This window comes from Streptomyces sp. NPDC050315, assembly GCF_040655775.1.
GTDB lineage: Bacteria > Actinomycetota > Actinomycetes > Streptomycetales > Streptomycetaceae > Streptomyces.
The window spans coordinates 344,304-358,361 of the sequence record NZ_JBFAKN010000006.1 but is presented as its reverse complement, the minus strand read 5'-3'; the positions used below and the strand labels follow the sequence as shown (position 1 = coordinate 358,361).

Below are 14,058 nucleotides of genomic sequence, written 5' to 3'. Positions count from 1 at the left end.
CGTGAAACACGGTCCGCCCGGGCTGCCGTGCTGGTGTTTCTGGTCGCGTTCTCGGTCATCAGCTGATCTTCACGTTCCTGGTCTCGGTCACCTGATCGATGTCGGAGGTGCGGACTACAAGGGAGAGCTGCCAGGTGCCCGCGGCCGGCAGCTGGACGTTCCGCGCAGTCCAGTGTCCGGTACCGGTGTGCTTGAACGCCGCCTGGAGCGGGCCGAGGTTCTTCGCCTTGGAGGTGAACGACACCCGTACCTCGGGGACGTCCCGCGCGGCGCCGTCCGGCCGCGAGATCCGCAGGTGCAGATCGTTGGGCTGGCCGCTGCGTGCCGGGTCGAGGTCGAGCCGCGCGGTGCCCTTGCCCTCCGGGCCCAGCGTGTCGAACGGGATGGTCACGGAGACCGGCCGCGCCGCCTCGGCGAACTGGCCCGAATCCTTCACGGCCTGCTCGGTACGGGCCGGTTCGGTCGTGGTGAGCACCGTGGTCACGGCCAGCAGGACGACGGCGACGCAGCTCTCGGCGAGGACGGAGCGGCGCAGCCCGTACCGCACCGGATCGGCGTCCCGGACGCGCTTGCGCCGCGCGTCGGCGACGGCGGCCCGCTGCCGGGCGAGCTGCGCGGCGCGCTCGGGGGAGGGCGCCGTCTCGGACGCGGCTTCGGCCGCCACCGGCACGGGTTCGGGCGCGCCCTCCTGCGCGTCCTCCTGTACGGCCTTCTCCGCGTCCTCCTGGGCCGCGGCGGCGCCCGCCTCGCCCAGCCGCCCCGTCCACCGCCGCGACATCCATGCGACCCCGACGAGCACGACGACCAGTCCGACCTTGAGCAGCAGCAGCTGCCCGTACGAGGTGTCGGTGAGCGCCCGCCAGCTGCCCACCTGGCGCCAGGACTGGTAGATCCCGGTGGCCACCAGGGCGAGTACGGCCCCGAAGGCGAGGCGGGAGAAGCGGCGGACGGCCGTCCCCGAGACGGCGGCCGGGTCGCGGTAGAGGGAGACCAGCAGGGCGGTCAGGCCGCCGAGCCAGCCGGCCACGGCCAGCAGGTGCACGACGTCGACGGGCATCGCGACGGCGGTCTGCAGGCCCGTGGAGGCGTGCTCGGCCATCGCCCAGGTCGCGGCGAGGCCCGCCGCGACGACCGTCCCGCCGACGCCCAGCCCGAAGGCGAGGTCCTTGCGGCGCTTGTCGTCGCCCTGCTCGCCGGCCCGGGCGTACGCGCCGAAGAGGACGGCCATGAAGAGGGCGGCCGCGGCGAGCAGCAACAGCCGGGAGACCAGCGCCGCACCGGGCTTGGTCCCCAGTACTTCCTTGAGAGCGCCGAGGTCGAAGGCGTCGACGAGATCGCCGGAGCCGGTGTACGGGGCGCGCAGCAGGAGCAGCACGATCGTGGACGCGGTGAGCGTCGCCCAACTCAGGACGACCAGCCGCTGCACCGGACGGCTGCGGGCCGCCTCGGGCCGGCAGGCCAGTACGAAGCACGCACCGCCCACGAGCAGCGCGAACGCCGCGTACGCGACGTACCGCGCGACGCCGTACAGGGCGCCGACCAGCCCGCCCCCGGCCTCCTGCTGGGGCACCACGGCGGCGGACTTCGAGGGCGCGCCGACGGAGAAGGTGAACGCGCCGGAGACCGGGTGGCTGTCGGCGGAGACGGCCTGCCAGGCGACGGTGTAGGTGCCGTCGGGGAGGCCGGGCGGCAGCCCCGTGCCGTACTTGACGGTGCTGCCGCTGCACAGGTCGAGCAGCTTCCCGCGGTCGACGCGCTTGCCCTTGGGGTCCAGCACCCGGATGGAGTCGTCGCCCATCGAGACGCCTTCGGAGAAGGAGAGCGAGACCTGTGCGGGCGCCTTCTGCAGCACCGCTCCCTGCGCCGGGGTGCTGCCGGTCAGCGCGGCGTGCGCGGACGCGGGCGCGGCGCCGCCCAGCAGGACGCCGAGCAGCGCGGCGGCGAGGACCAGCAGGCGCAGCGCCGCGGTCCGGGCCGGGGGCGCGGCGCGGCGGCCGCCGTACGGCACGGCGCGGGGAACGGTGAGCGGCATGGCGGTTCTCCCCCTACTGGTGCCCGGCGTGCTGCGGGCCGTAGTTGGTGGCCTTGACGGGCAGTACTGCCTTGATCGGCTTCGCCTTGCCGAAGTGCAGCTCGACGGAGACCTTGTCGCCGTTCTCGGGCTTCTTCTTCAGCGCCATGAACATCAGGTGGTTGCCGCCGCGGGAGAGCTTCAGCTCGCCGTGCGCGGGGATGTCCAGGGACTTGACCTGCTCCATCTTGGCGCCGACGGTCCGGTGGATCGTCACGTCGTCGGAGAGGTCGCTGGTGACGGAGGTCAGCTTGTCGGCGGTGTCCCCGGAGTTCTTGATGACGAGGAAGCCGCCGGCCATGTCCTTCATGACGGGCTGCGGCATGTACGCGCCGGAGACCTTCAGCTGCGGCGCGCTGTCCCCGCCGCAGCCGGCGAGCGCGAGCCCGGCGGTGGCGGCGAGCGCGGCGGCGAATGCGGCGCGGCGGTTCACGGATGTACGGCGGTTCACGGGTTGTGCTGTACGGCGGTTCACGGGTTCTGCCCCTTGATGATCTTGGGAAGTGCGCGGGCGTAGTCCTCGGGCCCGGCGTCCTTCATGCCGAGCCAGTGGATCCTGTCGTCCTTCGGGGAGGCCATCAGCACCTGCAGCCCGTGGTCGACGAGGATGTCGCCGTTCTTCTTCTCGACCGGCTTGGAGACGCCGACGTTCACGGCCGAGGCGGCGCCCTGGATGGTGGCAAAGTCGCCGGTCAGGCCGACGATGTCGGCGCCGAAACCGTTCAGCCAGGACTTCAGCCGCTCCGGGGTGTCCCGCTTCGGGTCGGTCGTGACGAAGACGATCCGCAGCTTCTTCTGCTCCGCCTTCGGCAGCTGCTTGCGGGCCACGTCGATGTTGCCCATGACGGCCGGGCAGGCGTCGGGGCAGTGGGTGTAGCCGAAGTAGATCAGCGTCGGCCGCCCCTTGGTCTCCTTGATCAGGTCGTACTTCTTGCCGTCGCTGTCCGTGAGGACGAGATCCGGCTTCTCCATCGCGTCGTCGAGCGTGACGATCGGCTTCGACTGGGTGCCGGAGACGCTGGCGGCGGGGGCGCCTTCGTCACCGCCGCCGTCGCCGCCGCAGGCCGTGAGGGTGAGGGCCGCGACCGCCACGAGGGCGGCGGCGGCAAGCTTGGGTGTTCTGCGCATTGCTCAGTGATATCCCGTGTATTCGTGGTGAGTGCCGACCGGGCGCACCGCCCTGGCGTCCCGGAGCCGCTGGGCTCGCGGGGCTCGCCGGGGCGGGTGCGCCGTGCCGGCCGGCACAGGGGCCGGCCGACCGGTCCGAGTACGGCTGGTGCGGCAGTACGGCCGGTTCAGCTGGTGCGGCGGCGACCGGCGAAGACGCCGAAGCCGACACCGATCACGCCGACCACGATGCCGACCACGCCCAGCACGCGGGCGGTGTTGTCGGTGCTGTCGGCAGCGGTGGTCGTGCTCTTCCCGGCGTCCGCGCCGCCGTCCTTGGCATCCTCGGCGCCCGCGGTGTCCGTACCGCCGCCCTGCTCAGCGGCGCCCGCGTCGACCAGCTTCAGGACCGGCGCGGGGTTCTCGGGCTCCGGCGCGCCCTCCTTCGCGGGCTCGATCCAGCGCACGACCTCCTTGTTGTCGTACGTCTGCAGCGCCTTGAAGACGAGCTGGTCGGCGTCCTCCGGGAGCGCGCCGATCGACACCGGGAACTGCTGGAACTGGCCGGGCTCGATCTTCCCGCCGGTCCAAGTGATCTTCGTGACGGCCTCGGTGAGCTTCTCGCCGTGCGACTCGATCGGCTTGTCCAGCTTCTCCTTGGTGACCTTCACGTCCCAGCCGGGCACCGGCTGCGGCATCGCGGACGCCAGCGGGTGGTCGGCGGGCAGGTCGACCTCCACCTTCACGGTCGAGGCGTCGTCCCGCTCGTTGGGGACCTTGAAGTCGACGGTCGCGTAGTCGCCCTTGGCGGCCTGCCCCGGCTGGATGGTGACGTGCGCGAACGCGGGGCCCGCGAGCAGCAGGACGGCGCCCGCGGCGGCGCCGCCGACGAGGGGAAGGCGGCGCAGGACGGTACGGCGGCGGGAGGGGGCAGCGGCCGGGCTGTCGCTCGGCAGGGTGTGGTCCGACATGGCAGGACACTCCTCAGGCAGGAGGGAAAGGGGCTGATGGTGGCGCGCGTGCGGCGACGGCACGTCAGCCCGCCCGGACCGCGTCCGGGTCCCGCCCTGCGGGTGTACTGGTGCTGCGCGTGACGTCAGGCCGCGAGGGCGAAGCGGGGCGGTCCCCGCCTGACGACACTGTGCTGGAGCGCGAGCTCTTCGGGCCGGGCTTTGTCATGCCCGTACGAAACGGAAGCGCGCGGGGTACCGTCCGCGGCGCCCAGGAGCCCGGCGCACAGCGCGCACATGAGGCGCAGCGCGGTACGCAGCGCGCCCAGCACCGTGGTCGTCACGGCCGTAGCGGCAGTCGCGGCCTCCCGCGCGGCCGGTGCGGACAGCCGTACGAGCCGCCACAGCGCGGCCTCGCCGCGGCGCAGCAGCCAGCCGGCGGCCAGCGCCGCGAGCAGGTGCCCGAGGAGCATGGGCAGCGAGGGCAGCAGCCCGACGAGGGAACCGAAGTCGAAGTGGTGCAGCGCGGCGGACAGCCCGGAGCCGGTACCGGATCCGGTACTCGTCGCACTGTTCGCACCGTGCAGGGCCATGTCATGCCCGGCCATGCCGTGCGCCGCGTGGCCGGCCGCTCCGGGGTCGATCCCGGCCCCCGCGAGGATCTCCCGTGCCTCCGCGGCGTCCAGCCGCCCCGTGCCGAACCCACAGGTCATCTGGCGGGCGAGGCCGATCGCCGCGCGGTCGCTCAGCCCCCGCACGCCATCTGCAGGCAGCTGTACCGCCATGCCGCGCTGTCCGACCATGAAGAGCGCGTGCAGCACGAGCTGTCCGAAGGCGAGGGCGGCGGCGATGCCCGGCAGCGTGCGTTCGCGGCCGGCGAGGGGGACGGCGACGGCCAGTACGCCGACGCAGCCCGCGCCCAGCGTCCACAGCGGGACGGTGGCGCAGGAACCGATCATGTGTCCCGCGGCGGCCAGCGCAACGCAGGCCGCGGTGAACACCGCGGCCCTGAGCAACCGCAGATCGGCCGCGGCGCGCCCCTCGGGAGTATGCATGGCGGCCGCCATCATCCCACTGCGCGTACCGGACGCATACGGCAGGGCGGGCGGTCCCGGACAGGAACGGCAGTACCCACCGGGGTATCCAGTACCCGGCGGGGTATAGGGGAGAAGAAGAGCGCGCGCACGCGCCCGTCCAGAGGTCGTAGCCGATTCCGGACATTCCGCCGGCCCGCCGAGCGGCCGGTCCGGCGGTGGCTACGGGCATCCAGACGGCGATGCCACGCACGCTTTCGCGCGGGTGTTCCCGACCGCCCGTGCGCCGACAATCAGTAGAAAGATGCAAACGGTCTTAGACGGACAGTAAGCGGTTTCAAACGGTCGTCCGATGCGGGGCGCACATGCCTCGTGACCAGGGCGGTCGGCGCGACAGTGCCCCGCGCGCCCGGAGAATCCGCGGGAGATCGGCCGGAGTCCGGCTACCGCAATTGCAGGGGCGCGCGAAGGGGCGCGCCCACGGGCCTTTTACACCGGTACGCTCAATGGCCGCGTCCGCCGAATGGGCGGAGTCACGTCAAACCCACGCTTACCGACCATGGTGCGCGGCAATACGTATCGATATGTCGAGCCGCGGCCAGGAGGCTGGAGCGATGAGCATCTGGTGGTCCCTCCATCTTCGGCGGGAGGCAGCGAGCGTGCCGCTCGCGCGCCGGCTGCTGCTGGGGACGATGGAGACCGCGGGCGTCGACCCGGACGTCTGTTACGACCTCTCGCTCGCCCTCTCCGAAGCCTGCGCGAACGCCGTCGAGCACGGCGACGGCGCCGCCGAGGAGTACCGCGTCACGGCCTTCATCGACGGCGACACCTGCCGCATCGAGGTCACGGACTCCGGCCCCGGTTTCCAGGACCGGTCCTCGGCCCCCGGACCCCACGACCGCTCCCCGGGCCCCGGTCCCCACGACCGTTCGCCGCGAACGGAGCCCGCAGTGCCCCGCCGCCACACCCCCGCCCCCGCCCAGGCCGAGCACGGACGGGGGCTCTTCTTGATCGAGGCCCTCACCGACCAGGTCCGCTACCGCAACCGAACGGGCCGCCGGGGCGCGGTGGTCAGCTTCGACAAGATCCTCAAGTGGCGCGAGGGCGCGCTGCTGCACATGTCCTGACGGCCCCCGCCCGCCGTGATCTAGTCTGGCCCCAACTCCCTTGCCACAGCGGCCGGGAGAGCCGGAGGGGGAGCAGTGAACGGCGGCGGAGGACCAGCGAACGGCGGCGCGGGGCCGGCGAACGGCGGCAACGACGCGCGGGCCGAGGGCCACAGCCGTATCTACCAGGCCTCCGGCGACCAGCACATCATCGAGAACCACTACTACGGCGGCGGTGGCGGCCAGGACAGCGCCGGTCGCGAGTGGTCCGGCCTGGACTCCGTCCGCTGGCCCTCCATAGGCCGCGCCCCCTCCGTCCTCCGCGACCGCACGGAACTAATGACCCGCCTCCGTGCCGCCGTCGCCCCCGACTCCCCGGGCAGCCAGGTGTACGTCCTCCACGGCCTGGGCGGCTGCGGCAAAACAGCGGTCGCCTACACCCTGTTCCAGTACGCAACGTCCCAGGCAGGCCGCATCGGCCTGTGGGTGAACGCCTCCGACACGGCCTCCCTGCGCACAGGCATGCTCGCGGTAGCAGCGGACCGAGGCGCAGGCGAAGGCGAGCTCACGGCGGCCCGCAGCGGTCTCCGCGCCGCCGCCGACCTGGTCTGGGACCACCTCGACCACTCCGACCGCCCCTGGCTCCTGGTCCTGGACAACGCCGACGACCCCGCGGTGCTCCGGGACGGCGGCTGGCTCCGCACAAGTCCGCGCGGCACAGTCCTGGTCACCACCCGCCAGGCAGCCCGCCACTGGTGGCCGGGCGCGGAGCTGTTGCAGCTGGGCGTGCTCCCCCGTGAGGACGCGGCCCGCGTCCTGTGCGACCTCGCCCCCGAGGCCGGTACGGAAGAGGAGGCCGCCGAGGTGGCCGACCGCCTCGGCCGACTGCCCCTGGCCCTCACCCTCGCGGGCGGCTTCCTCGCCCACCAGGTCATCGACCCCTGGACGATGGCTCAGTACGGCCGCAACCTCGACGGCGGCGAGGGCGTCGACCCGATAGAGCTTCTAGACCAGGGGGCGCCGGCCGCGGGAACCGGCGACTCCCGCCATCTGGTTAGTAGTACATGGCAGTTCTCCTTGAATGCCCTGGTGGCCCAGGGACTTCCGGAGTCCGTCACACTGCTGCGGCTGCTGGCTTGCTGGGCGGGTGATCCGTTGCCTGTCTCATTATTGTCCGGCGTTTCCATGAGAGACAGGCTTCAGCCCCGCCGCGTCGAGGTGGCCCTGCGCGGTTTGCTCGATCACTCGCTAACGGAGTTGATACCTGGAAGAGTGAAGTGTCTGCGTACCCACGGAGTGCTGCTGAACAGCGTCTCCCGCGGGACGCCAGTCGATCAACAGGAAGCACTCGTTGCAGCAAGTGGTCAGCAACTCCTGAACGCCCTGCCAGAGACGCCGCAACGTATCGCTAAAGACCCACATGCGAGCCTGCTGGTCCCGCACGCAGTTGCCCTACTGCGGAGAGCTGTGGGCTGGCCGGACATCAGCCAGTCGACGGTCGAAGTCGTCGCCGAGTGTTTGCTGCGGCTGGTTCTGATTCTGCACCGCCGCGGTGAGTACACATCAGCCCTGAAAGTGGCCGCAGACGCCCTGGAACTGGGAGAGAAGCGGCTCGGCAAAGACGATCTAGTTATGCTGCGACTCCGGCAACGTACCGGACGGGCTCTGTTCCGGCTGGGCCGATTCGAGGAGTCGGAAGCTGTCCTACAGCAGACGCTCACTGACTGTCCGCAGGGCGAGGTGCGGTGGGAGACCTGTCTGGCATTGTCACGCCCACTCTGGCAGCTGAACAGATCGCCTGAGGCCGTCACACTGGTGCGCCAGGCAGTGCAAGGCTGTACAGCGGAACTCGGGTCGATGCATCCGTTGACGCTTCTAGCCAGGACGTGTCTGCTGGATATGCCGGTCGGGCCGGCCCTGGCACGGGAAGCTTTGGGCGGACGGACGCTTATTGCGGACTGCCGGAACACGCTCGGAGCGAGTCACGAGATCACGCTGATTGCTCAGCTGAACTGCGCCAACGCACTGACCTTTTCGGGGAGGCCGTCTGAAGCGTTGCCGCTGGCCTACGAGGCTCTGGCCGCGCACGACAAAAGCTTCGGCCCTACCTATCCCATCACGTTGGCCGCTCGATCGTTGCTCGCGCAGACGCTCAACGCACTTGGTCACAAGGCGGAAGCCGTCGAGCAAATGGCGGCTGTCGTAGAAGGACGGAAGCAACAACTCGGACCTGAACACCCGTGGACCTTGGAGGCCGAGGCCGACCTCGCTCGCTTCCGGGGCGCGTAAGCGCAAGGCGCCCGGGCGCGCCCCCATGCCGAGTCCCCCGTGCTCGGCGTCCCCCGGTGGGCGCGCCTCAGGGCGCATCGCCGCTAAACGCGAAGTGACTCGCGTTAGCGGTCTGGACAATACTTGTTGTGATCGATCGCTGGCAATCCGGAGTGCCTTCATGAGCACAGCGCAGCACCCCCCGGGCCGGGCCCGCCCCGGGGGCCGTACCGCACGTACGCGTACCGCCGTGCTCGGCGCCGTCTTCGACGAACTGGGGGACAAGGGGTTCGCCGCGCTCACGATGGAGGGCGTGGCGCAGCGGTCGGGCGTGCACCAGGCGACGATCTACCGGCGCTGGCGCTCCATGGAGGGCCTGGTCTGCGCGCTGCTCACGGAGCGCAGCGCGGCGGCCATCCCCGTACCGGACACCGGCACCCTCTGCGGCGACCTGCGCACACTGGCCCGCGGTATCGGCGCGTTCTACGAGGACGCGCGCAACCGGGCCATGATCGAAGCGGTGGTCTCCGCCGCGGCCCGCGACCCGCGCGCGGAGGAAGTGCTGCGGGAGTTCTTCGACGACCGCCTGGACGTGGCCGGCGTCATGGTGCGGCGCGCGGTGGACCGCGGCGAGCTGCCGCCCGGGACGGACGCGGAGGCCGTCGTCGGCGCCCTCGGCGCGCCGTTCTACTACCGGATGCTGCTCGTGCGCCGACCGGTGGACCTGGAGCTCGTGGAGTCGGCCACGCATGCCACGTACACGGCGGCGAAGGCGGGCGCGTACGTCCGCAGCGACGCGTAGCCCTGTAGCGGGCGTACCGGCGAAGCCCGTACCGGCGAAGCCCGTACCGGCGAAGCCCAAACCGGGCAAGCACAACGGGTGGGCGTTCAGGAGAACGCCCACCCGTGAGTGCGCCGGCCGACGGCCTGTCAGCCACCGGCTCAGCTCAGCCCTTCACGCGCAAGTCAGCCCTTGACCCGCGCCATCCACTCCTCGACCTCGTCCGACCGGCGAGGAAGCGCCGCCGAAAGGTTTCGGTTGCCGTCCTCGGTCACGAGGATGTCGTCCTCGATGCGGACGCCGATGCCGCGGTACTCCTCCGGCACGGTCAGGTCGTCGGCCTGGAAGTACAGCCCGGGCTCGACGGTCAGGACCATGCCCGGCTCCAGCGTGCCGTTGACGTACGCCTCGGTGCGCGCGGCGGCGCAGTCGTGGACGTCCAGGCCGAGCATGTGACCCGTGCCGTGCAGCGTCCACCGGCGCTGCAGGCCCAGCTCCAGTACGCGCTCGACCGGGCCCTCGACCAGGCCCCACTCCACCAGGTGCTCGGTGAGCACGCGCTGCGCGGCGTCGTGGAAGTCGCGGAACGAAGCCCCCGGCTTCACGGCCGCGATGCCGGCCTCCTGCGCCGCGTACACCGCGTCGTAGATCTTGCGCTGCAGGTCGGAGTAGCGGCCGTTGATCGGCAGCGTGCGGGTGACGTCGGCCGTGTAGAGGCTGTTCGTCTCCACGCCGGCGTCCAGGAGCAGCAGGTCGCCGGAGCGGACCTCGCCGTTGTTGCGTACCCAGTGCAGCGTGCAGGCGTGCGGGCCCGCGGCGCAGATCGAGCCGTAGCCGACGTCGTTGCCCTCGACGCGGGCGCGGAGGAAGAACGTTCCCTCGATGTAGCGCTCGCTGGTCGCCTCGGCCTTGTCGAGGACCTTCACGACGTCCTCGAAGCCGCGGACGGTCGAGTCGACGGCCTTCTGCAGCTCGCCGATCTCGAAGTCGTCCTTCACGACGCGCGCCTCGGAGAGGTACACGCGCAGCTCTTCGTCGCGCTCGGCGGTGACCTTGTCGGTCAGCGCCGCTTCGATGCCGGCGTCGTGGCCGCGGACGACGCGGACCGGCCCGGTGGCCTCGCGCAGCGCGTCGGCCAGCTCCCGCACGTCCTTGCAGGGCATGCCGTACAGCAGCTCGGCCTCGGTGAGGCTGTGCCGGCGGCCGACCCACAGCTCGCCCATGCCGTTGAGCCAGAACTCGCCGTTCTCGCGGTCGGAGCGGGGGAGGCGGTACAGCGTTGCTCGGTGGGTCTCCCCGTGCGGCTCCAGGACGAGGACGCTGTCGTCGGTCTGGTCACCGGTGAGGTAGACGTACTCGGTCGCGGCGCGGAAGGAGTACTCGGTGTCGTTCGACCGCGTCTTGAGGTTGCCCGCGGGGATCACCAGGCGCTCGCCGGGGAACCGGCGGGAGAGCGCGGCGCGCCGCTCGGCGGCGTTGGCGGCCTGCTCGATGGGCTCCAGGTCGCGCAGTTCCGTGTCGGCCCAGCCGGACTTCATGTTGTCGGCGAGCTCGTCGGAAACGCCCGGGTAAAGGCCGTTCTTGCGCTGCTTGATCGGCTGCTCGTCCTCGTCCGGGGTCTCCGGAGTGAGCTCGTCGGCCACGGTGCCTCCTCGTCGTTTTTGGACCTTTCCATCGTATGTGCGAGCGGAAAGCGGTCCAGGGGCGGGAAGCCGTGACCTGTCAGGCACTCCGGCCCGGGAGCGGATGACCTTCGACCCGGCGCGCTTACGGGGCCCGTCGGGCTCACCCCCCGAAGCGCACCGCCAGCACCACCACGTCCTCCGGCGAGCCCTCGTCCGCCAGACCCTGGGGCAGCACCGCCCGGACGAGATGGTCGACGAGGACCTCCGGGTCCTGGCGTACGGACTTCGGCAGGGCGGCCGCCGCGGCGTGCAGCCGGGAGAAGGCGCGGTCCACCGGTTCCCCGGTGCGGTGCAGCAGCCCGTCGCTGTACAGCAGAAGCGTCTCTCCTGGCAGCGGTTCGAGCTCCACGCTCGGCGCCTCCCAGCACGCGAGCATGCCCAGCGGCGCGGACAGCGAGGTCTCGACGAACTCCGTGCGCTGCTCGCCGATGATGAGCGGCGGGCAGTGGCCCGCACCGGCCAGCACGATCTTGTGGGCCGCCGGCCCGCCGAGCGGATCGGCCACCGGCGGCTCGACGAACGCGAACAGCGCGGTCGCGCTGCGCGCCGGCTCGGTGAGCCGCAGCAGCAGTTCGAGGTCGGAGAGGACCGCGACCGGATCCTCGCCCTCCATGACCGCGTACGCGCGCAGCGCGGCCCGCAGCCGCCCCATCGCGGCGACCGCGCTCGGCCCGGAGCCGGTGACGGAGCCGACGGACAGGCTCAGCGCACCGTCCGGGAGCGGCAGCGCGTCGTACCAGTCGCCGCCGCCGTGCGGTCCGGCGGCGTGCCGTACGGCGAGCCGGATGCCGGGCGCCCGCGGCAGCCGCGCGGGCAGCATCTCGGTGCGCAGGGTCTGCTCGGAGTGGCGCCTGCGGTGCAGCTCGATCAGGCGGGAGACGTGCTGGGTGGCGTAGGCGCGGTACACGGCGAGGAGGCGGCGTCCGCGTTCGCTGGGCTCGGCGGGCTCGTCGTAGAGCCAGACCGCGGCCCCGAGGGGGCGGCCGGCTCGCTCGTTCCCTTCGGGGCCGTCGCCCGGCGGGTCGCTGATCAGCGGTACCGCGTAGCTCGCCGCGTACCCGAGACGGGCGGCGACCTCGCGCAACCGGGGGTCGAGCCCGGGATCGCCGGCGAGATCGGGCTGCACGAGTTCGGTGGGGAGACCGGTACTTCCACTGGGCAGCGGTTGCCCGGCAACACCCGCGTCCGGGGCCATGGCCGCGCCCGCGTCCGTACTTCCCTCTGCGCCGGCACCCGCGCCTGCGCCTACGCCCGAGCCCGCACCCGCGTCCGCGCCGGCACCCGTGCCCCCGCCGGAAGCCCCCCGCACCCCGTCGAGCAGCCGCCCCAGCGGCGTCGCGCGGCGCGGGACGGTCTCCAGGTGGCCGATGTCCGCGGGGCCGAGGCCCAGGCCGACGGTGGTCTCGGGGCCGAGGCCGTCGGGTGGTTCGAGGGTGACCAGGCCGCGGCGGGCGCCGATGAGGGCGGCACCGGCCCGCAGTACTTCGTGGAGCGCCGACTCAAGGGTGTCCGTACGGGCCAGCCGACCGGTGAGGTCGTGGAGAGCGGTGAGGTCGGAGAAGCGGGCGGCCAGCCGCTCATGGGCGGCGGCGAGTTGAGCGAACGGGCGGGTTTCCGGGGCCGCAGGGGCCGCAGTGTGCGCCGGGGCCGGAAGAGTGGGTTCGATTCCAGCCACTTTCGGGACGTGGGGGGTTGTCATGGCCGGCGGCTTACGTCGAGCCGGGCGTCATCCGAGGTGGCGGCGTCGTCCGGGGAGGTTCGCAGTGGTTTTGTGCGGGCATTTGTCTGATTTGCCCGCCAGTTGTTTACGCTCAATAGCATCGCAAACCCCCATGTCATGCTGCTCCGCTATTAATGGGATCCACATGTACACGCCCCGTTGTTGCGTGTCCAGCATTGCCCTGGTGAGGATTGTGGTGTCAGTGTGGCGAACAGGTTGGCCGAAAAATAGCCCCTAGAAGGTCAATTTGCGGTCGACTGACGGCGATCAACAGCGCGTCATCTCCACCATGGGGGTACGTACTCGGATAGGTGCGGGGCCAGTTGGGGCCGTGCCGGAACTCTCCGAAGGGCGCGGGCGTCTTACGCGGTGACGACCGGGCCGCACCCCCACGTGGCGGGATTGCACCACAGGACAGCAAGCGCCATGCGCGCGCCACCCCCCGCCATGTTCCACGCTCGGCGTACGGCGTGATGCGCTGCCTTGTACGCGCAGTGACGACTGATCCACGTGACGTGGTGTGACCCGCGCTCGGCGCGGCGGCGCACCGACACAGCGGCATGAACCGGCATGTAGTGCGATGGACATGGCCCTCGGCGTTTACGGAAAGGAACGAGCGCTCATGCGCGAGATCCTCGGAAGGCGACGCAAGTTCCAGCTCCGGCGCGGCGGACGATCGGCACTGCTCGGTGCGGCGCTCCAGTGCGCCACCGAGTGGCACTGGCCCGTGCTCCCCGGCGTCGGCCTGCGTTCGGGCGGCAAGGCCGCCCGTGGTGCGCAGCAGCAGCGACCCTGCGGCTGCCCCGACCCGGACTGTGCGGTGCCCGGAGCGCATCCCTTCGACCCCGGCCTGCTGGCCGCCACGACCGACGCGCGGATGGTGCGCTGGTGGTGGACGAACCGCCCGGACGCGCCGGTCGTACTGGCCACGGGCGGCAAGGCGCCCTGCGCCGTGAGCCTGCCGGCGGTGGCGGGCGCCCGGGCGCTCGCCGAGCTGGACCGTACGGGCGTGGCGGTCGGCCCGGTCGTGGCGACCCCGACCCGCTGGACGCTGCTGGTCGCGCCGTACTCCCTCCCGGAGCTGGGCGAACTGCTGTACGCGCAGGACCTGGTGCCCAGCTCGCTGCGCTTCCACGGAGAGGGCGGCTATGTCGTCCTGCCGCCGTCGCAGACCGGCGCGGGCAAGGTGCGTTGGGAGCGCCTGCCGACCGCGCGCGCCTCCGCGAAGCGCTCCGGCGCACCCTGGCTCCCGGACGTCGCCACGGTGGTGGATGCGCTGGTGGAAGCGAGCGCCGGCGCCCCGGGCGGCGGCAGCCGGCTCGCGTACTGACCGCAC

At 71.8% G+C, this 14,058-nt stretch carries 11 protein-coding genes; 4 read left to right on the top strand and 7 right to left on the bottom strand.

Annotation, left to right across the window (positions count from 1 at the left end):
- Positions 1-58: 58 nt before the first annotated feature.
- The 5 genes from AB0I82_RS23920 to AB0I82_RS23900 all read right to left on the bottom strand — a co-directional run bounded on the left by AB0I82_RS23920 (position 59) and on the right by AB0I82_RS23900 (position 5,183).
- Entirely contained in the window at positions 59-2,032 is a 1,974-nt protein-coding gene (locus tag AB0I82_RS23920; RefSeq protein WP_363259388.1) for a copper resistance protein CopC, read from the bottom strand.
- A gap of 13 nt (positions 2,033-2,045) precedes the next feature.
- A complete protein-coding gene (locus AB0I82_RS23915) occupies positions 2,046-2,522 on the bottom strand; it encodes a copper chaperone PCu(A)C (RefSeq protein ID WP_363259387.1) in 477 nt (158 codons plus the stop codon).
- A gap of 20 nt (positions 2,523-2,542) precedes the next feature.
- Positions 2,543-3,199 (bottom strand): SCO family protein, encoded by a 657-nt coding sequence (locus AB0I82_RS23910; protein WP_363259386.1) that lies wholly within the window; start codon positions 3,197-3,199, stop codon positions 2,543-2,545.
- Positions 3,200-3,366: 167 nt separating this feature from the next.
- Positions 3,367-4,149, bottom strand: coding sequence for a YcnI family protein (locus AB0I82_RS23905; RefSeq protein WP_363259385.1), 783 nt, complete (start codon positions 4,147-4,149; stop codon positions 3,367-3,369).
- A 125-nt stretch (positions 4,150-4,274) separates the two neighbouring features.
- A complete protein-coding gene (locus tag AB0I82_RS23900; RefSeq protein ID WP_363259384.1) occupies positions 4,275-5,183 on the bottom strand; it encodes a hypothetical protein in 909 nt (302 codons plus the stop codon).
- Positions 5,184-5,776: 593 nt separating this feature from the next.
- Here AB0I82_RS23900 and AB0I82_RS23895 point away from each other — a divergent pair.
- The 3 genes from AB0I82_RS23895 to AB0I82_RS23885 all read left to right on the top strand — a co-directional run bounded on the left by AB0I82_RS23895 (position 5,777) and on the right by AB0I82_RS23885 (position 9,338).
- Positions 5,777-6,289 (top strand): ATP-binding protein, encoded by a 513-nt coding sequence (locus AB0I82_RS23895; protein ID WP_363259383.1) that lies wholly within the window; start codon positions 5,777-5,779, stop codon positions 6,287-6,289.
- A 75-nt stretch (positions 6,290-6,364) separates the two neighbouring features.
- Positions 6,365-8,557, top strand: coding sequence for a tetratricopeptide repeat protein (locus tag AB0I82_RS23890; RefSeq protein WP_363259382.1), 2,193 nt, complete (start codon positions 6,365-6,367; stop codon positions 8,555-8,557).
- A gap of 160 nt (positions 8,558-8,717) precedes the next feature.
- On the top strand, positions 8,718-9,338 hold the full coding sequence (locus tag AB0I82_RS23885) for a TetR/AcrR family transcriptional regulator (protein ID WP_363259381.1): 621 nt from the start codon (positions 8,718-8,720) through the stop codon (positions 9,336-9,338).
- A gap of 164 nt (positions 9,339-9,502) precedes the next feature.
- On the opposite strand, the gene AB0I82_RS23880 is transcribed toward AB0I82_RS23885, so the two are convergent.
- Positions 9,503-10,960: an aminopeptidase P family protein gene (locus tag AB0I82_RS23880; protein WP_363259380.1), complete on the bottom strand. Its 1,458-nt coding sequence runs from the start codon at positions 10,958-10,960 to the stop codon at positions 9,503-9,505.
- A gap of 142 nt (positions 10,961-11,102) precedes the next feature.
- On the bottom strand, positions 11,103-12,701 hold the full coding sequence (locus AB0I82_RS23875; RefSeq protein WP_363259379.1) for a PP2C family protein-serine/threonine phosphatase: 1,599 nt from the start codon (positions 12,699-12,701) through the stop codon (positions 11,103-11,105).
- A 643-nt stretch (positions 12,702-13,344) separates the two neighbouring features.
- Between AB0I82_RS23875 and AB0I82_RS23870 the strand changes: the two genes are divergently transcribed.
- Positions 13,345-14,052 carry a bifunctional DNA primase/polymerase gene (locus AB0I82_RS23870; RefSeq protein ID WP_363259378.1) on the top strand — a complete coding sequence of 236 codons (708 nt, stop codon included), beginning with the start codon at positions 13,345-13,347 and terminating at the stop codon, positions 14,050-14,052.
- The last annotated feature ends 6 nt before the right edge of the window (positions 14,053-14,058 follow it).